The sequence below is a fragment of the Rhizobium sp. L1K21 genome, assembly GCF_024055895.1.
Taxonomy (GTDB): Bacteria; Pseudomonadota; Alphaproteobacteria; order Rhizobiales; family Rhizobiaceae; genus Ensifer_A.
Genome location: NZ_JAMXLE010000001.1, coordinates 1847434 through 1864742 on the forward strand (window position 1 = coordinate 1847434; position 17309 = coordinate 1864742).

The window sequence follows — 17309 nt, forward strand, 5'->3', positions numbered from 1 at the left end:
AAGGGCCTAAACCGAGCCCGATATAATCGATTTAGTACGTAAAAAACTCGGAAGAAACCGCTTGATTCTTACGTGCACGTAAACGTTATAGTCCTCTTGCTCTGGGAGGACTGGATTTATGAACGGGACATCAACCGAGGAGATTTCAATCTCCGCATCGGACGGCTTCGGCCTGGAAGGCACCCTTTTTCGCGGTGCGGGAAGCGGACCACTGGTGTTAATCTGCGGTGCGACCGCTGTACCGCGCGGCTACTACCGCAATTTTGCCGAAACGCTCGTCGCCGAGCACGGGTTCAAGGCGGTCTTGACCTTCGACTATAGAGGCACCGGCGGCTATCGCAACACCTCCCTATCGGACCGCGCAATCAGGATGCGGGATTGGGCTCTACTCGATATCCCTTCCGCATTTGATTATCTCAAAGCGATTGCGCCGGAACATGAGATCGTCGGCATTGGGCAGTCTTACGGATCGCAGACGCTGGGCCTGAGCGGTCGCGCCGACCAATATTCGCGTTTTGTGATGCTGGCGCCGATGACGGGTTATTGGCGCAACTTCAACGGCGGCTGGAAAGAATGGCTTCGGATCCGCGTCGTGGGGATGCCCGTTGCAAGTCTCATTGGACACCTCCCCGAATCTTTCGGTCTCGGCAGCCGACTGCCCGGCGGCGTGTTCCTGGAATGGGGCCGCTGGTGCCTCAAACCGGAATATTTCTTCGACGATAAAACACTCAATGCGCCTGCCATGAGCGCGGCGGTGAAAACCCCGATTTTTGCCATCAGTGCCGAAGACGACAATTGGGGGACACCGGCCTCGGAGAATGCCCTTTTGAAATATTACCCCAATGCCAACATCAAACGCTGGAGGATCGATCCACGCGAGGCCGGCCACCCGGTCGGCCATCTCGGCTTCTTCCGCTCCAGGTTCAAAGACACGCTCTGGCCGGTCGCGATTGCCTGGCTGAAGCAGGGAGATTACGTCGCGGCCTGAAGCTTGTTTTTGTATTCAAGTTCTTCAGCCATATGGGTCTGGTTTTTCATGGCTTCGGCGGCAGCGCTTCCATCTGCCTGGCCTTGGGCAGCGGACTGACCGCCCTCACCCTGCATGCCGCCATCGCCTGCCGCGCGCATTTCAATCATGAGCTTTTCCGCCGACTCCATTCCAGATCGGTCATTGCTGTCCATCGTAGCGTCGGTCTCAACTGTGTTATCATCTGGTTCGTCGTCGTCCTGCAAAGAGCCAGGTACCATCACTTTTCGCGCATGTTGCTCGATTAGGCTTGAAAAGTCTTCGGCCTGCTGATGACGACGTTCGGCAGCAGGACTTAAATGGAAATTGAATGCGTTCAGTTCGAATCCAACCTTCATCGTGCTTCTCCCCAAAAGAATAAAGGAACGAACACAACTTGCGGTTTCAACCTTGCGCCAAGCTTGGCGAAACGCGGCTAATTACCGCGTGTCGCAAATCTTAAAATCTCAGACGCGCTCGCCATTCTTCACCCGGTAGCTCGGCGAATACATGGTTACAAGCTCTTCCGATGCAGTCGGGTGGACCGCCATGGTGCGATCGAAGTCGTCCTTCGTGCAGCCCGCCTTGAGGGTAATTCCCAGCAATTGAGCCATTTCGCCGGCCTCATGACCCAGAATATGGGCGCCGACAACCTTTCTGTCGGCGGCGTTGACGATGAGTTTCATGATCGTCTTCTCATCGCGACCGGAAAGCGTTGCCTTCATGGGGCGGAACTCGGCGCGGTAGACTTCAAGTTCGTCGTATTTCTCCGCTGCCATCTCTTCCGAAAGGCCTACAGTGCCAATCTCCGGCTGCGAGAAGACCGCAGTCGGAATCAGGTCATGATCCGGCGACGTCGGATTGCCCTTGAATTCGGTCTCGATGAAGCACATGGCTTCATGGATGGCGACCGGTGTCAGCTGAACGCGGTCTGTGACATCGCCGATCGCAAAAATCGATGGAATGTTGGAGCGGGAATATTCATCAACGACGATGGCTCCCTTGTGATCAACTTCGACACCAGCATTTTCCAGACCAAGACCCTTCGTGTTCGGGTCGCGGCCAAGCGCCAGCATGATCTGGCCGGCAACCAGCTTCTCGCCTGCCCTCGTATGCGCGACCAGAAGCCCGTCATCCGTTTCATTGATCGTTTCGAAAACATCCCGCAGGACGATACGGATGCCCTTGGCCTCCATCGCCTTTTGCAGGCCCGCACGCATGTCATTATCGAAGTTGCGCAAAATTTCGTTGCCGCGGTAAACCAGTGTGGTTTCAACACCCAGGCCATGGAAAATATTGGCAAACTCGACGGCAATATAACCACCGCCTGCAACGATGATGGATTTGGGCAGTTCCTCCAGATGGAATGCCTCGTTTGAAGAGATGCAAAGTTCGTGGCCGGGCAGCGCCTCGTGCGGGTTGGGCGTGCCGCCCACTGCGATGAGGATGCGTTCAGCCGTGACATTCTTGTCAAGCGCCGTCAGGCGAACCGTGTGGGCGTCCACCAGCTCTGCGCGGCTTTCGAAAATATCGGCTCCGGCATTGTCCAATCCTTTACGATAGAGACCTTCAAGCCTGGTAATTTCCCGATCTTTCGCCGCGACCAGTTTCTTCCAGTCGAAATGGCTTTCGCCAACGCTCCAGCCGAATCCTTCGGCATCCTCAAAATGTTCAGGATATTGAGAGGCATAGACAAAGAGCTTTTTGGGAACACAGCCGCGGATGACACAGGTTCCGCCATATCTGTACTCTTCTGCAATCGCGACCTTCTTGCCCATCGCAGCCGCCAGGCGCGCGCTGCGGACGCCACCCGATCCGCCACCGATAACAAAAAGATCGTAATCGTATGAAGACATGAGCGGCTCTCCTAATTGAACTGACTAAGATGGGCGAAGTTGTTCTGCTGCATTTGGGATAAGGCATGAAAGGATGCAAGTGCACCGGGCCAAGATCAGCGAAACGTGACTAGAATTCACAGCAAAAAAGAAGCCCGGCTGAAACCGGGCTTCGGAAGAATGCGGGCAACGGTTCAGTTGCCGGTATTTTGGCCGTCGGTTGCAGCACCATCGGCCGCCGCAGCGCCGTCAGTTGCAGCAGCGTCGCCTTCCTGCGGCTGAAGATATTTGCGCAGTTCCTTCTCGCTCTCATTGACGAGATCGCGTTCGATGCCGGCACCCCAGATATCGGCGGCCTTGTACATTTCACGATTGGCGAGCGGAACGTCTTTCAAAAACTTCTGCCCGACATCGGAGCTGAAGAAGGCGGTGATGGCATTCAACTCTTCGACTGTGAAGGTGCGCGCATAGATGGCAGCAGCTTCCTTTTCGAGATCGCCACGGCGACCAGCCAGAGCCAGCGCATTTTCGTCCACCGTACTGACGATGACGTCCTGCTGGTTGGGCGAGGTCTGGATGAAGTTTGCCTTCAAGCGTTCAGCGATCTGCGGCAGGATGTTGTCGAAGGGTTCAGTCGCGTTGAGAGCATCAAGTGCAGCGCGCGCTGCTTTTTCCTGCTCGGGGGTTATATCTTCGGCACGTGCAATCGAAGCAAACCCGACACCGGCGACAACCGTTGAAAGGATGACAAAGCGGCCAATATCCGCAAGTTTAATCATTAGGTTACAATGCTCCCGTTTATTTCGTCAGCGTCTTTGCGCCCGCCGGACCGGCAATAACAGCCAAAGACGCCAGATTGATGAACAAGCCGTGCTCCACGACACCTGGAATGGCATTCAGGCTGTTTGCCAATGCCTCTGCATCAGGAATGCGGCTAAAAGATGCATCGAGAATAAAGTGGCCGCCATCGGTCATAAACGGCTCGCGGCCATTGTTTCTCAACTCGATTTCACCGCTCAAGCCCATGGAGGCGGCCAGCTTCTCAATGGCCATGCGCGTTGACGTCAATCCGAACGGATTGACCTCGATGGGAAGCGGGAAAGCGCCCAGGCAATCGACCACCTTCGATTCGTCGGCAATCACGATCATCCGCCGGGACGCCGCAGCCACTATCTTCTCCCGCAACAGGGCTCCGCCTCCACCTTTGACAAGACGAAGCTGGTGATCGACTTCGTCGGCACCATCAATGGTCAAGTCCAGTTCGGGCAGTTCATCGAGCGATTTCAAGGGTACGCCCAGCTCCAGGCAAAGTCGCGCGGTGCGTTCGGATGTGGGAACACCCTCGATATTCATGCCTTCGGCGGTTTTTTCGGCCAGCAAGCGCACAAACTCTTCCGCGGTTGAACCTGTACCAATTCCAAGGCGCATGCCGTCCTCGACATAGGAGAGCGCCACCTCAGCGGCTTTGATCTTCATTTGGCGGGCGTCCATACGCCAAGTACCCTTCTTCCGTTGCGTTGCCCGCGCTTTTACACGGGCTTTGAGCCAAACGAAAGCAAAAATGCGCTTTTCTCCCCCGCTGTTGCCTTGCACCCAAAGGGGCAACCGCCTATTGCGAAGAGCAGATATTTTTGGGGGCAAATGATGTTGCAGCCGGTCATCGTATTCGATTTGGACGGGACGCTTCTGGATACCGCACCCGGTATCATGGCGAGCCTCAATCATGTGATTGCGCGCGAAGGCCTTGAGCCGGTGGACTATAAAGACGTCACCTTTCTGGTGGGCCAAGGTGCAAGAGCCACGATTGAGCGGGCCTATGCGCTGCGCAACGCCGAACTCGATCCGGAAAGGATGCCGGAGCTTCTGGATATTTTCATTGCCCATTATCTCGAGGAGATGCCTGGCGAATGCACACCCTTTCCGGGTGTCATTGAGGCTCTTGGGCGGCTGAAAGACGAAGGTTTCAAACTGGCGGTCTGCACCAACAAGCTGGAAACGCTGGCGCGTCCGCTGCTGGATCTCATGAACATGACGAGCTGGTTTGATGCGATCACGGGTGGAGACACATTCAGCGTCAAGAAACCGGATCCTGGTCACCTGCTCGGGACGATTGCGGCTGCGGGAGGCACGTTTCCTCATGCCGTGATGATCGGCGACAGCATCAACGATATCAAGGCAGCGGCCAATGCGCACATCCCGTCCATCGGGGTGCCGTTCGGCTATACCGATCTGCCCATTGAGACATTTTCGCCCACGCATGTCATCCAGCATTTCGATGAGCTGACTGTCGATCTCGTTCGCCAGTTGCTGACGCCAAAAGGCTGAACGTTCACGGTGATGTCACCTATCGGGATATAAAGAAGCCGGCCGCGATTGCGCGCGACCGGCTCTCTTGTGGCTCATGACTGATCAGGCATCAGACGTTTGAATGGCGTTCCTTGTCGGTCGCATCGATCGCCCGCTGCAGGTATTCGTCACGCTTGTAGACATCCTCGAAATACTCGACCTTGCCGTCTTTGTCCGGCCAGGCGGTGAAATAGGCGACATAGACAGGGATCTTGTGCGGAACATTGACCTGCTTGTTCTGGCCATCGGCGATCTGGCGGGCAATTTCGCCCTCGCCCACACCCAGAACCGCACTGGCCATCGCGCGCGGATCGGCCAGACGCACGCAGCCGTGGCTCAGCGCACGAACGTCGCGTTTGAAAAAGCTCTTGGACGGCGTGTCATGCATATAGATGGCGTGCGAATTGGGAAAGAGGATCTTCAACTCACCCAGCGCGTTGCTGTTTCCGGGCGGCTGGCGAACATCGACGCTTGCGGTCTTGTACCAGTCAACGGAGGTGGAGCTGACGCGGCGGCCCTGATAGGAGACTTCATAGCCGAGACGGTCCAGATAAGACGGGTCCTGACGCAGCTTGGGCAGCATCTCGTTGACGATGATCGAGCGTGGAACGCCCCAATAGGGGTTGAACTCGACAGTCTCGATCTCGTCCTGGAAGAAATAGGTCTGGTTGCTCGTCTTGCCGATCACGACGCGCATGGAAAGCTGTTCCTTGCCGTCCTGGAAATAATAGGCCTGGTAGGCAGGCTCATTGATGAATACGCGGCGGTCGCCAAGCTCGTTCGGCAGCCAGCGCGCACGCTCCATGGCGTAAACGACCTTGTTGTACCGGTCCTGGATACTGTCGCCGCCCACGAGCTTGCGGATTGTTGCCGGTCCGACAACGCCATCGGGATGCAAGCCCTTTTCCTTCTGGAAGGCTTCAACAAGCTCCACCAGCGGCTGGGAATATTCATCCGTCTGCTTGTAATCGGCGAGCGTCAAAGCATGTTCGAGCTTGAGATCGTCCGAGGCGTTCTTCACGATGCCCTTGACGACGTTCTGAAGCTGATCGCTGGAACGGCCGGGTTTGATCAGCGTGCCATCGGCAATCTCAACGCGGTCATCGGGATCGCCCATTTCCTGTTTCAGGCGGGCAAGCTCGGCGACAAGTTCTTCGAAATGCTTGCTCTTCGGCACCCGGTAAGCGAGATAACGGTCAACGCGGGCTGCATTTTTCAGGATCTTGATATCGGTCGCCAAATCAACGCTCTTGCGCTTGAAATCGTGGTAGCCGGAAATCCTGTTTGGATCGATGCGACCGCGCTGGTTGTCCTGAATATACATCAGTGCTGCGGCGGTGAGCTTGAATTCGAAAGTCGCGAGCTGCTGACGGCGCTGAACCGCGTCACCGGTCAGATCGGGCATTTCAACGGCGTAATCCTGCGGGTCGAGGCCAACTTCATCAGCTTTTGCAAGCTGATCCATTGCCGCTTTGGCCCGATCGAGAACAGCATCGCCTTCGATCCAGAGATAGTCGGCTTCGCTCTGATAATAGGCTTCCATCACCTTCGCGATATCGCCATCTGTCTTCACGATAATCGGCAGACTGGCGGCTTCGGGGGTCGCAGAATCATTGGAAACGGAACCCGTGACCATCGGCTCGACGAAGGCTGGAATATTCAAGGCACGGAAGCTATCGGCCTTGTAAGTGTAGTAACGCGGCGACGAAACACGTGAAATCGGCTCTGGATCAACATCCACGGTCTCGCGCCCGTCCCGGCTGGAGGTCTTTTCTGAGCCGGTGTTGCCCCGCAGCAGGTCCAAAAGTGTTCGTGCTGCATTCGCGTCGCTCGGCTGCGCCGCTGCTATCGTGCAGGTCGCCAAGGCCATCGCCGCTGCTTTCGTCATCAATTTCATAATCTAAAGCTTCCTCGTCATGTTTGTTGCGGCACCCCAATATCCGAACCGGCGCAAACACTATCCGATCACCGGCGGAATAGAAAGGATACGGCTGGGGCGCGCGCTTTATTCTGAGCGCAAAATCCCAGTGGCAGGCATAGGGCCGCGATGGCAAAGCCTTGCCTAAACAATTGATAAATATGCAGCCTTAAATTTGACTTAACAATCCTGTGGCAGGGCGACCACATGGCGAACAAAAAATTGTGACCGGAAAGCGGCAAAAGCCCTTATGCTGCTGCGTTCTGGCGCTCTGCTTGCGTCCGTAGTGGCTAAAGGCAGAACGCCCATGCCAGAACGGCACCGGCAAACCGCGAGAGCACAAAAATGGGCATATCGAGTGGGCGAATTCCGGCAAGCGTACTGGAAAAGCTGCGGGCCAATGTAACCGCCGGCTTGACGAAAGACGCGGACGCCGTGAACCAATAGCGCGGCCATCGCACTCTTCTTTTCCTTATTTCCAAAAGAAGCTTTCAATCTTTTTTTCACTTTTCAACTTCTGCCTGCGGAAAAGCGTGCCTATATTTGTCTCATAAAATCAAATCCCCATCGCTAAATCCCAATCCATTCCCAGGAGACTATTATGACGGCGACCCGCAAGGAGACGGACACATTCGGCACGATTGACGTTGCAAAGGACAAATACTGGGGGGCGCAGGCGGAGCGATCGCTGACGAATTTCAAGATTGGCTGGGAGAAGCAGCCGCATGCCATTATCAGCGCGCTGGGCCTGATCAAGGAAGCTGCGGCGCGCACCAATATGCGGCTTGGTGTTCTCGAACCCGAAATTGGCGATGTGATTGTCAAAGCCGCGCGCGAAGTCTCATCCGGCAAGCTTTCCGAGCACTTTCCGCTTTCGGTCTGGCAAACAGGCTCCGGCACGCAAACCAATATGAATGTCAACGAGGTCATTTCCAATCGCGCCATTGAAATCCTGGGCGGCAAGATGGGATCGAAGAAGCCGGTTCACCCGAATGACCATGTGAATATGAGTCAATCTTCCAACGACACGTTTCCAACCGCCATGCATGTGGCGGCGGCGATGGAGATCAACGGGCATCTGCTGCCGGCGCTGGGGGAGCTGCACATCGCACTCAACAACAAGGCCAAGGAATTTGCCCACATCATCAAGATCGGCCGCACGCATACGCAGGATGCGACGCCGCTGACGCTCGGCCAGGAGTTTTCCGGCTATTGCGCGCAAGTTGGTACCGCCATTCGTAACATCCGCGCGACAATGCCCGGATTGATGGATCTGGCGCAGGGCGGCACGGCTGTCGGCACAGGGCTGAATACACCGGAAGGCTTTGCCGATCTGGTTGCGGCCCAGATTGCGGAACTAACCGGCCTTCCCTTTGTGAGCGCGCCGAACAAGTTCGAAGTGATGGCTGCGCATGACGCCATGGTTTTTGCCCATGGAGCGATCAACGCTGCAGCGGCGGCACTTTTCAAAATTGCCAATGATATCCGTTTTCTTGGCTCGGGTCCCCGCGCCGGTCTTGGCGAATTGTCGCTTCCCGAAAACGAACCGGGATCATCGATCATGCCCGGCAAAGTGAACCCCACGCAGGCTGAAGCCCTGACGCAGGTGGCAGCGCATATATTCGGAAACCATGCCGCCATTACCTTTGCCGGCAGCCAGGGCCATTTCGAATTGAACGTCTACAATCCGATGATGGCCTATAATTTCCTGCAGTCGGTGCAACTGCTCGGCGACGCCGCCCTCTCGTTCACCGAACATTGCGTCAACGGCATTGTAGCGCGCGAGGACAATATCAAGGCAGGGCTGGAGCGCTCGCTGATGCTGGTGACCGCGCTCGCCCCCAAGATCGGTTACGACAATGCGGCCAATATCGCCAAGGCGGCCCACAAGAACGGCACGACGCTTCGCGAAGAGGCGCTGAAAAGCGGTCTCGTGAGTGCAGCCGATTACGACACGATCGTGCGGCCGGAGAAGATGATCGGGTAAAATTCGCCATCGCCGCAAGATCGACTGCAAACTAAACCGTTTGAATGTTTGCGGGCCGATCTTGTGGCAATTGCATTTTAAATATCAGGCCGTTAGACAGTCTTCACCTCATCTGAGACACCGGAGACTTTACGCACATGGCAGACGACCTGTTTCCCCTTGGGCCCGACCAGACCCCCTACCGCAAGATTTCAAGCGACTATGTTTCGGTTGACACTTTCAAGGGACAGGACATCCTGACGGTGGAGCCGGAAGGCATTCGGCTTCTGGCGGAAACAGCCCTTTCCGACATCAACCACCTTTTGCGACCAGGCCACCTGCAGCAGTTGAAGAACATTCTCGAAGACCCTGAAGCGACCGAGAACGATCGCTTTGTGGCCTACGACCTCTTGAAGAACGCCAATATTGCAGCGGGCGGCATTCTGCCCATGTGCCAGGATACCGGCACGGCCATTGTGATGGCCAAGAAGGGCCGGCGTGTGTGGACCGAAGGCGGCGACTATGAGGCCATGGCCAAGGGCGTGCTGGATGCCTATGAGCGCAAGAACCTGCGGTATTCGCAGCTTGCGCCCTTGAAGATGTTTGAAGAAAAGAACACCAAGAACAATCTTCCCGCACAGATCGACATCTATGAAGACGGCACTGACGAATACAATTTCCTGTTCATGGCCAAGGGTGGCGGCTCGGCCAACAAGACCTTTCTGTATCAGGCAACGCCTTCCCTTTTGACGCATGACCGCATGGTTGAGTTCCTCAAGGAGAAGATCCTCACGTTAGGGACGGCAGCCTGTCCCCCCTATCATCTGGCCATTGTAATCGGCGGCACTTCGGCAGAGATGAACCTGAAAACAGTCAAACTTGCCTCTGCCCGCTATCTCGATGAACTGCCAACCGAGGGCTCTGAAAAAGGCCACGCGTTCCGCGATCTGGAGATGGAAGCGGAAATTCACAAGTTGACGCAATCGCTCGGCGTCGGCGCGCAGTTTGGCGGCAAGTATTTCTGTCATGACGTGCGGGTCATCCGCCTGCCGCGCCATGGTGCGTCGCTGCCAATCGGGCTTGGCGTTTCCTGTTCGGCAGATCGCCAGGCCAAAGGCAAGATCACCAAGGACGGAATTTTCATCGAGCAACTTGAAACAGATCCGTCGAAATATATGCCGGACATTGACGAGAGCAAACTCTCGGAACATGTGGTGAAGATCGACCTCAACCGCCCGATGAAGGAGGTTCTCGCCGAGCTTACGAAACACCCGGTGAAGACACAGCTTTCATTGACCGGCACCATCATCGTGGCGCGCGACCTGGCGCATGCCAAAATCCGGGACATTCTGGAGACTGGTGGCGAAATGCCGGACTATATGAAGAACCATCCGGTTTATTATGCCGGCCCCGCCAAGACGCCTGAAGGCATGCCGTCTGGCTCCTTCGGTCCAACGACGGCAGGCCGGATGGACAGCTATGTCGATCAATTCCAGTCTTTCGGCGGGTCGATGGTGATGCTCGCCAAGGGGAATCGCTCGAAATCCGTTCGCGATGCCTGCGCTCGACACGGCGGCTTTTACCTCGGCTCGATCGGCGGACCTGCAGCCAGGCTGGCACAGGATTGTATCAAAAAGGTCGAGGTGCTGGAGTTTCCAGAACTTGGCATGGAAGCCGTGTGGAAAATTGAGGTCGAGAATTTTCCTGCGTTCATTGTTATTGATGACAAGGGCAATGATTTCTTCAAGGAACTCAATTTGTCCTGAAAATACACATCACTAAATCTAGCTACAATCAAATTTAAGCGGCGTATTTTCATGCGCCGCTTAAATATTATTTCATGAATCAATTCTATCTTTGCCTTGAACATCCGGGTGTGTTGCGCGGGTTATTGTTAACAGTTTTAAAACGGTTTGGACCTAAAAACTATGGATGGGGCATCAATAGAATTTACGGAGAACCTGCCGATGAAGACGGCAACGGCGTCAAAAAAGGTGCAGCTGCCTGATATCGCCGCGCAGGTGACTTATGCAATGCGCACAATGGGCGTCGCGCCTATTCCGCGCAATTACGAACTGTTTTACGAAGCTTACATCGGCTCCAACCCGAAATTGACAAAAGACCTTGCAGCGCTTGGAAACAAGGCGACGCAAGAAGAGCTGGACGCCATTGGCCAGCAGTATTTCAACACCAACCGTCCACACGCGCTCGATGGTGCTCACTCGAAAATTGTCTCTGAACTCGAGGGGCTGCTCGGCGTGTTGAAGCAGGAGCAGAATTCGCTGGAAAGCTACAACAAGCTGCTTGGCGATACTGTTTCGCGCATCTCCGACAAGAACAGCGCCAGTGTCGAAATTCTGCGCAATGCGATTGGCGTGCTCTCCGAGGCCACCGGGGACACGATGGCGCAAGGCGAAAAGGCCGTTGAGTCCGTTGTCAAGAAATCCGTCGAAATGGAAAAGGTTCGCCAGGAACTGGACGAATACAAGCGCATCGCCAACACCGATTCGCTGACGCGGCTTTCAAACCGCCGTGCCTTCGACGAAAAGCTCGCGGCCATCTACAATCGCCAGACCAATCGCTCCGTTACCGCGCTCGTCATCGGTGATATTGATCACTTCAAGAAGATCAACGATACGTTTGGCCACCCCGTCGGCGACAAGATTCTGGCAACGGTGGCCAATATCATCCGTGCCAATGTTCGCCGCGATGTGTTTGTTGCCCGCACCGGGGGTGAAGAATTCGCCATCGTCATCGAGGGCAATTCAGACGTTGAAGCTATGCAGATTGCCGAGCGCATCCGCAAGGCACTGGCTGCAACCCCGTTCAAGAACTCCAAGACAGGCGTCGATTATGGTCCTGTCACCATGTCGCTCGGCATCTGCATGGCGTCGGAAGCTGACGAGCCGAATGAACTCTACAGCAAGAGCGACATTGCCCTTTATTGTGCCAAGAATGATGGCCGCAATCAGGTCAGAATGTTTGAAGACGGCATGAAAAAGGAAAGCAACAAGACCTGGATGCTTTACCGCCGTTAGGCACGACTCAGCTGAAAACGACCGCCTCCCGCCTTTGCTTTGAGATTTCGGCGAGTGCGTCATAGAGACGACCGGTCATTTCCCGCTGAAACAGCGTTATCTCCAGCAGCGCAAGCGCCCTCGGCAGAAGGTCGATCAGGGTGATCTTGCTGGCTTTTCTTTGGAAATCGATCGGGCCGTAAACTCAAAGATGCGCTTGCGCCATCAGGCGCAGGCACTCCTCAAAAGCTGCCAAATCGGTATAGCGGGCGTCTGCTGCCGCGGCATGGGTGATGACCTTGCCACCCCGGCGTTCGATACCGCCGACAAGCATCAGGTTTTCAGCCATATCGAAATTCTCGACCGCCAGTCCTTCGGCATCGAAAAAGCGGCCCTCAGAGGCATCGCTCAGTTTCCCGTCATTCAGATCGGAGACGCGTTCGAAATAAGTTCTGGCATCATTGGTATAAGCGAAAGCAGCCTTGCCTTTGGCGCACATGTAACCGACCTCGTAACAGGTCCCCGGATCGGCTCCCGGGCCACGGAACGGGGTTAGATTGGCAATGATGCCATCGGCTGCATCCATCAGGGCTTCGTCAAAGCCATTGATTTTATAGCCCATCTCGCGGCGCGTGCCTGAGGTTTCGATCTGATTGTCGCCCGGTGCAAGCGGTTCGAAACCGTAACCGCGCGCCATGTCTGCCTTCAGGCGCAAAACATCCTTTGCATCGGGCAGGAAGACTTCCGGCCCGGCGAGATAGATTTTCATATTTGATTACCACATGGTTTGGGCAGCGCGTTCTGGCCACTCTCGATCATAGGTTTGGCTGTCGAAACCAGCTTCTGCGGCCCTGGTCATCTCGCCAGCGGTGGGCAGAGATTTGGGGTCGTGAAATTTCTGAGGATTCCAGAGGTCTGCACGCATCACGGCGCGCGCGCACTGGAAATAGACCTCGTCAATCCCAATGACCACAACGGAACGCGGATGTTTGCCATCCATTTCGAAGCGGCTGGTCACCGTCTCGTCCATTGTCACAACAGCATGGCCGTTGACCCGCATCACCGAGGTGGAACCGGGGATAAGAAACATCAGCGATACGCGCGGATCACGCACAATATTGGCAAGCGTGTCGATGCGGTTGTTGCCACGCCAATCCGGCAGGTAGAGGGTCTTTTCATCTTCGATATGAATGACGCTGCCGGCATCGCCGCGCGGCGAGCAATCCGTTCCCTCTTCGCCGACCGTGGCGATGGCGAGAAACGGAGACGCCTCGATCATACGTCGATATTCAGGGGTGAGTGCCGCAGTGACTTTCACCAGAGAGGTCTTGCCGGGCATGCCGTATGCCGCCTGTAATTCCGCTACCGACTGAACAGTCTTCATGATCGCCCCCTGGCTTGCCAAACGCGGGCAGAGTTTTACTGCGGCAAGCGGCGGGCGCAAGCGGAAAGCAGCCTTCAGGCGGCAAAACTTGTTACCGCGACAATTGCTTCAGGCGAATTGACAATGCGGCGGTGGCCAAGGCCGTTCAACCACTGCAACTGCACCTGCGGCCCCGCATCAGCGTATTGGCGCGCGGCATTGGCGTCGACTTCCTTGTCATCTTCCGCATGGAGGACGAGAGCCTCAACACCGGCCTCCGAAAGCATTTTGGGACCAAAAAAGTCCTCAACCTTACGGCCCGAAATCGCTTCTATCCTGCTGATCAAGCCATTGTGCACCGATTTCGACAATCCCAGCATTTTGACATAGCGACCAAAAACAATGCGCACGTCTGAGGGCGAGGCTATGGTGACAACCTTGCGAGGCTGCGGTTTATAAAGCCCCTGCAGAACGCCGCGGACACTGGCCACAGTCATATAACCGCCGAAAGAGTGGCCAACCATCAAATCAAAGGGGCCAAGCTGCTCGCAGGTCTTGGAAATCGCTTCAACCGCAAGCGCAGCATGCAGGCGTCTTCCAGGCGATGCTCCATGGCCGGGAAGATCGAGTGCAACGACTTCGGCTCCAGCAGAACGAAGCCCTTCAATCATGCCAACCATGTACAGGGCGCTGGAATTCCAACCATGGGTGAGTAAAACGCGAGGCCCGCCGTTCGCAGCTTTGGCCGGAAAGACATGCGCCACCGCTTTTCCCTCTGAAAGCACGACCGTCCGCGTTTGCGCCTGCGCGAAAACCGGTATCGCCGCCGCAATGACCGCCTTTTCCTTGTCGCTCTTTGGCGTGCGCGTTGCGGTTCGCGAGAACAAATAGAAAGCCATACGGCCGCCGAATGTCGGCGAGACCCAGCCTACGGCGTTGATCAACTTTCCAATAAAGCGGGTGAGTCGACGCGACATGATGCTCTCCAAAACTTTGTTCAATGTTGAACATTATTGTGCACTGTTGAACATTTTTCAAGCACTATGTCATACAGGGGTGGAAGATTGTATTTTTAGACGGTAAGACTTTCGGAAAGAGAATTGGCAGAGGCAGACCTTGAATAGCAGCAATCATTTCCCGTGGGATAACCCCCGGTTTCGTACCTGGGTGGCTGTGGGTCGTGGCTGTCAGATGATGAATCAGGCACTGGCGCGAGAAATTGCAAAGTTCGGCATCAAGCTTCCGCATTTGGATATTCTTGCCAATCTCTACCGTTTTGAGGGAATGACCCAGCAAGAGCTTGCGCGCAAACTGCTTGTCGGTCGCTCCAACATGAGCATGCTTCTACCCCATATGGAGAAAAAGGGACTGATCGAACGGCGCAGCGATGCGGCAGACAAACGGGTTCTGCGTCTTTCACTCACCGATAAGGGACGCAAGGTTGCCGAAGATGCCATGCGCCTGCAAACGGCCTTGATTGAAGAGGTGATGGGACAGGTCAGCTTGCCGCAATGCGAATCTGTGGCGCAAACGATGGAAAATCTCACAGGTTTTCTGATCGCAAGGGAAAAAGCCGCAAAATAATCTGCGGATTCCCACTCAATCCCGGCTCAGGCCCTTCTCTCGCAATTCCTGCTCATAAGCGGCAAAGAGTTCGTTGCCGCGTTCGCCGAGTTCGCGCAGATATCTCCATGTATAGATGCCGGTGTTGTGCATATCGTCAAAGCCGATGCGCACGGCATAGTTACCGTTTGGCTGGACTGAAACGATCTCGACATTGCGTTTACCCGGCACCGTCACCTTCTGGTCCGGCGCGTGGCCCTGCACCTCCGCTGAAGGAGAGAGGACACGCAGCATTTCGGCTGGCAATGAAAAACTCTGCCCGTCATCGAATGCGATTGTGAGTGATTTGCGATCCTTGGAGACACGCAGGGACTGGGGCCAGACATCGCTCATTTTTGCGTCACTTTCTGCAGGCAGGCTTTCATGATCGGGTCAAAGGCCCTATTTGCGGCTTGCTGGCTCTTGACGCAAGGGTCAGAGCCTACGACATTAAAAAGAAAATTCCGACACCCGGAGGAAGCAAAGTGAACGATCACGTAGCCGAGATCAGAGCTGACAGGATGGCGCCGCTCATTGACCCGTTCGGTCGTGCCGTCACGTATCTGCGCGTTTCGGTGACCGACCGTTGCGACCTTCGCTGCACCTATTGCATGGCGGAAAACATGACATTTCTGCCGAAACGCGATCTTCTGACATTGGAAGAGTTGGAGCGTCTCTGTTCCGCCTTCATCAGCCGCGGGGTGCGCAAGATCCGGCTGACCGGCGGCGAGCCACTGGTGCGCAAGAACATCATGTATCTGGTTCGTGCTCTTGGCGATAAGGTGAAGAACGGCGAACTGGACGAGCTGACGCTAACGACCAATGGGACGCAGCTTGCGCGTTTTGCCGAAGAGCTTGCCGAGGCTGGCGTGCGGCGGATTAACGTTTCGCTCGATACGCTGGATCCGGAAAAGTTCCACAGCATCACGCGCTGGGGCAACCTGGAACAGGTGATGGCGGGCCTGGACGCTGCCCAGAAGGCCGGGCTTCAGATCAAGATCAACGCTGTTGCGCTGAAAGGCTTCAACGAGGCCGAAATTCCGCAAATGCTGGAATGGGCGCATGGGCGGGGAATGGATTTCACGCTCATTGAAACCATGCCGCTTGGCGACATCAGCGAAGACAGAACGGACCAATACCTGCCGCTTTCGCAAGTGCGCGCACGCCTTTCCGAGCGCTATACGCTGAACGACATTCCTTATAAGACCGGAGGCCCTGCCCGCTATGTCGAGGTTCAGGAGACCGGCGGGCGGTTGGGCTTCATCACGCCTTTGACGCATAATTTCTGTGAAAGCTGCAATCGGGTGCGCCTGACCTGCACGGGAACGCTGTTCATGTGCCTGGGGCAGGAAGATGCGGCCGATTTGCGCGCGCCGCTGAGAGCTTCGGAGGGCAACGAATTGCTTTTGAATGCTATCGACGAGGCGATCGGTCGGAAACCTCTGGGACATGATTTTGACATCAATCGCCAGAATAAAAAACCGGCTGTTGAACGTCATATGAGCATGACAGGCGGCTGACACAGTTTTCTGGGGGAAACAATGCGATCACTGACGGGCTTGGCGGTTACCGCCCTTTTCTCTTTCAGCATGGCTTTTGCAGGCACTTCGCTTGCGGACGACGATTCTGAGCTGGGGGCAGCGCGCGCGCAGATGCTTGCGGCTTTGGGGGAGAATTGCGACGCCGAGCAGAACGCCGACGGCGACTATTTTCAGGACAAAGCCTACCTGCTGAAGTGGAAAGACACGTCCTACGATCCCGCTGGCGAAGACCGCGAAGGAACGCTCTATGAAGTGTTCTGCGCCGCAGGTGCCTATAATTTTATTGTTGCCTATCTATTTGCCAACAAAGATTCCCCGGCCTCGCTGATCGCCCTGCCGATGCCTCTCTTCGACTATGCCTATGAAGATGGGGATGATACGATGACCAAACTGGAAAGAGAGCCCACGCTCAAAGGTTTCAGTGCAGAGCTTCTTCTGGTCAATCCCAGCTTCGATCCCGAGACAATGACGCTTACCAGTTTCAACAAGTGGCGCGGCCTGGGCGATGCATGGTCCTCGGGAACCTGGAAATTTGAAAACGGCCAGTTCGTGCTACAGGACTTCACCGTCGATCCAACCTATGAAGCCAATCTGGACGATCCTTCAGAGGAGCAATTGGACAAGTCCTATACGATTTATCAGTTGCAGAACTGATAGCCCTCCCTTGCTCTGATAGCGCAGACTGACGAATTCTGTTGTCGCGAAGCATACTTAC

18 protein-coding genes are annotated in these 17309 nt (G+C 55.5%); 8 read left to right on the forward strand and 10 right to left on the reverse strand.

Features of this window, described 5'->3' with window-relative positions; genetic code table 11:
• Window positions 1–118: 118 nt before the first annotated feature.
• On the forward strand, window positions 119–988 hold the full coding sequence (locus tag NHF56_RS08845) for a hypothetical protein (protein WP_252803483.1): 870 nt from the start codon (window positions 119–121) through the stop codon (window positions 986–988).
• Here the strand turns inward: NHF56_RS08845 and NHF56_RS08850 are convergent.
• The 4 genes from NHF56_RS08850 to rpiA form a co-directional block, all read right to left on the reverse strand.
• Entirely contained in the window at window positions 973–1365 is a 393-nt protein-coding gene (locus NHF56_RS08850; RefSeq protein ID WP_252803485.1) for a hypothetical protein, read from the reverse strand. The two genes, NHF56_RS08845 and NHF56_RS08850, sit on opposite strands and share 16 nt — an antisense overlap.
• Before the next feature lie 108 nt (window positions 1366–1473).
• Complete coding sequence (gene gor, locus NHF56_RS08855) at window positions 1474–2862, reverse strand: glutathione-disulfide reductase (RefSeq protein ID WP_252803487.1); 1389 nt, start codon at window positions 2860–2862, stop codon at window positions 1474–1476.
• Between the two features lie 173 nt (window positions 2863–3035).
• Window positions 3036–3620, reverse strand: a complete 585-nt coding sequence (locus NHF56_RS08860; protein ID WP_252803489.1) for a DUF2059 domain-containing protein — start codon at window positions 3618–3620, stop codon at window positions 3036–3038.
• Between the two features lie 19 nt (window positions 3621–3639).
• On the reverse strand, window positions 3640–4332 hold the full coding sequence (rpiA, locus tag NHF56_RS08865; protein ID WP_252803491.1) for a ribose-5-phosphate isomerase RpiA: 693 nt from the start codon (window positions 4330–4332) through the stop codon (window positions 3640–3642).
• A gap of 153 nt (window positions 4333–4485) precedes the next feature.
• Here rpiA and NHF56_RS08870 point away from each other — a divergent pair, with 153 nt between their 5' ends.
• On the forward strand, window positions 4486–5166 hold the full coding sequence (locus NHF56_RS08870) for an HAD family hydrolase (RefSeq protein WP_252803493.1): 681 nt from the start codon (window positions 4486–4488) through the stop codon (window positions 5164–5166).
• A 91-nt stretch (window positions 5167–5257) separates the two neighbouring features.
• Here the strand turns inward: NHF56_RS08870 and NHF56_RS08875 are convergent, their stop codons facing one another.
• Both NHF56_RS08875 and NHF56_RS08880 read right to left on the reverse strand, forming a co-directional pair.
• The gene (locus NHF56_RS08875; protein ID WP_252803495.1) at window positions 5258–7084 is read right to left on the reverse strand and encodes a murein L,D-transpeptidase; all 1827 of its coding nucleotides are present in this window, start codon (window positions 7082–7084) and stop codon (window positions 5258–5260) included.
• Window positions 7085–7395: 311 nt separating this feature from the next.
• On the reverse strand, window positions 7396–7566 hold the full coding sequence (locus NHF56_RS08880; RefSeq protein ID WP_373456269.1) for a hypothetical protein: 171 nt from the start codon (window positions 7564–7566) through the stop codon (window positions 7396–7398).
• Between the two features lie 140 nt (window positions 7567–7706).
• Between NHF56_RS08880 and fumC the strand changes: the two genes are divergently transcribed.
• The 3 genes from fumC (at window position 7707) to NHF56_RS08895 (ending at window position 12109) form a co-directional block, all read left to right on the forward strand.
• Window positions 7707–9092 carry a class II fumarate hydratase gene (fumC, locus tag NHF56_RS08885; protein WP_252803497.1) on the forward strand — a complete coding sequence of 462 codons (1386 nt, stop codon included), beginning with the start codon at window positions 7707–7709 and terminating at the stop codon, window positions 9090–9092.
• Window positions 9093–9229: 137 nt separating this feature from the next.
• On the forward strand, window positions 9230–10837 hold the full coding sequence (locus NHF56_RS08890) for a fumarate hydratase (protein WP_252803499.1): 1608 nt from the start codon (window positions 9230–9232) through the stop codon (window positions 10835–10837).
• Between the two features lie 201 nt (window positions 10838–11038).
• Entirely contained in the window at window positions 11039–12109 is a 1071-nt protein-coding gene (locus NHF56_RS08895) for a GGDEF domain-containing protein (RefSeq protein WP_252803501.1), read from the forward strand.
• 184 nt (window positions 12110–12293) lie between these two features.
• On the opposite strand, the gene NHF56_RS08900 is transcribed toward NHF56_RS08895, so the two are convergent.
• The 3 genes from NHF56_RS08900 to NHF56_RS08910 form a co-directional block, all read right to left on the reverse strand.
• On the reverse strand, window positions 12294–12857 hold the full coding sequence (locus NHF56_RS08900; RefSeq protein ID WP_252803503.1) for a nucleoside 2-deoxyribosyltransferase: 564 nt from the start codon (window positions 12855–12857) through the stop codon (window positions 12294–12296).
• A 6-nt stretch (window positions 12858–12863) separates the two neighbouring features.
• Window positions 12864–13472 carry a pyridoxamine 5'-phosphate oxidase family protein gene (locus NHF56_RS08905; protein ID WP_252803505.1) on the reverse strand — a complete coding sequence of 203 codons (609 nt, stop codon included), beginning with the start codon at window positions 13470–13472 and terminating at the stop codon, window positions 12864–12866.
• Window positions 13473–13546: 74 nt separating this feature from the next.
• On the reverse strand, window positions 13547–14428 hold the full coding sequence (locus tag NHF56_RS08910) for an alpha/beta fold hydrolase (protein WP_252803507.1): 882 nt from the start codon (window positions 14426–14428) through the stop codon (window positions 13547–13549).
• 139 nt (window positions 14429–14567) lie between these two features.
• Here NHF56_RS08910 and NHF56_RS08915 point away from each other — a divergent pair, with 139 nt between their 5' ends.
• On the forward strand, window positions 14568–15035 hold the full coding sequence (locus NHF56_RS08915; RefSeq protein ID WP_252803509.1) for a MarR family winged helix-turn-helix transcriptional regulator: 468 nt from the start codon (window positions 14568–14570) through the stop codon (window positions 15033–15035).
• A gap of 15 nt (window positions 15036–15050) precedes the next feature.
• Here NHF56_RS08915 and NHF56_RS08920 read toward each other — a convergent pair whose 3' ends face one another.
• Window positions 15051–15407, reverse strand: a complete 357-nt coding sequence (locus NHF56_RS08920; RefSeq protein WP_252803510.1) for a gamma-butyrobetaine hydroxylase-like domain-containing protein — start codon at window positions 15405–15407, stop codon at window positions 15051–15053.
• A 167-nt stretch (window positions 15408–15574) separates the two neighbouring features.
• Between NHF56_RS08920 and moaA the strand changes: the two genes are divergently transcribed.
• Both moaA and NHF56_RS08930 read left to right on the forward strand, forming a co-directional pair.
• Entirely contained in the window at window positions 15575–16573 is a 999-nt protein-coding gene (moaA, locus tag NHF56_RS08925) for a GTP 3',8-cyclase MoaA (RefSeq protein WP_252804936.1), read from the forward strand.
• Between the two features lie 21 nt (window positions 16574–16594).
• Entirely contained in the window at window positions 16595–17248 is a 654-nt protein-coding gene (locus NHF56_RS08930) for a DUF1176 domain-containing protein (protein WP_252803513.1), read from the forward strand.
• The last annotated feature ends 61 nt before the right edge of the window (window positions 17249–17309 follow it).

Bases quoted from the DNA above. Each gene is read 5' to 3' on its own strand.
- NHF56_RS08905 (WP_252803505.1), bottom strand. From the start codon at position 13,472: ATGAAGACTGTTCAGTCGGTAGCGGAATTACAGGCGGCATACGGCATG.
- NHF56_RS08845 (WP_252803483.1), top strand. From the start codon at position 119: ATGAACGGGACATCAACCGAGGAGATTTCAATCTCCGCATCGGACGGC.
- moaA (WP_252804936.1), top strand. From the start codon at position 15,575: ATGGCGCCGCTCATTGACCCGTTCGGTCGTGCCGTCACGTATCTGCGC.
- NHF56_RS08895 (WP_252803501.1), top strand. From the start codon at position 11,039: ATGAAGACGGCAACGGCGTCAAAAAAGGTGCAGCTGCCTGATATCGCC.
- NHF56_RS08930 (WP_252803513.1), top strand. From the start codon at position 16,595: ATGCGATCACTGACGGGCTTGGCGGTTACCGCCCTTTTCTCTTTCAGC.
- gor (WP_252803487.1), bottom strand. From the start codon at position 2,862: ATGTCTTCATACGATTACGATCTTTTTGTTATCGGTGGCGGATCGGGT.
- NHF56_RS08890 (WP_252803499.1), top strand. From the start codon at position 9,230: ATGGCAGACGACCTGTTTCCCCTTGGGCCCGACCAGACCCCCTACCGC.
- rpiA (WP_252803491.1), bottom strand. From the start codon at position 4,332: ATGGACGCCCGCCAAATGAAGATCAAAGCCGCTGAGGTGGCGCTCTCC.
- NHF56_RS08870 (WP_252803493.1), top strand. From the start codon at position 4,486: ATGTTGCAGCCGGTCATCGTATTCGATTTGGACGGGACGCTTCTGGAT.
- NHF56_RS08910 (WP_252803507.1), bottom strand. From the start codon at position 14,428: ATGTCGCGTCGACTCACCCGCTTTATTGGAAAGTTGATCAACGCCGTA.
- NHF56_RS08850 (WP_252803485.1), bottom strand. From the start codon at position 1,365: ATGAAGGTTGGATTCGAACTGAACGCATTCAATTTCCATTTAAGTCCT.
- NHF56_RS08900 (WP_252803503.1), bottom strand. From the start codon at position 12,857: ATGAAAATCTATCTCGCCGGGCCGGAAGTCTTCCTGCCCGATGCAAAG.
- NHF56_RS08920 (WP_252803510.1), bottom strand. From the start codon at position 15,407: ATGAGCGATGTCTGGCCCCAGTCCCTGCGTGTCTCCAAGGATCGCAAA.
- NHF56_RS08875 (WP_252803495.1), bottom strand. From the start codon at position 7,084: ATGAAATTGATGACGAAAGCAGCGGCGATGGCCTTGGCGACCTGCACG.
- fumC (WP_252803497.1), top strand. From the start codon at position 7,707: ATGACGGCGACCCGCAAGGAGACGGACACATTCGGCACGATTGACGTT.
- NHF56_RS08860 (WP_252803489.1), bottom strand. From the start codon at position 3,620: ATGATTAAACTTGCGGATATTGGCCGCTTTGTCATCCTTTCAACGGTT.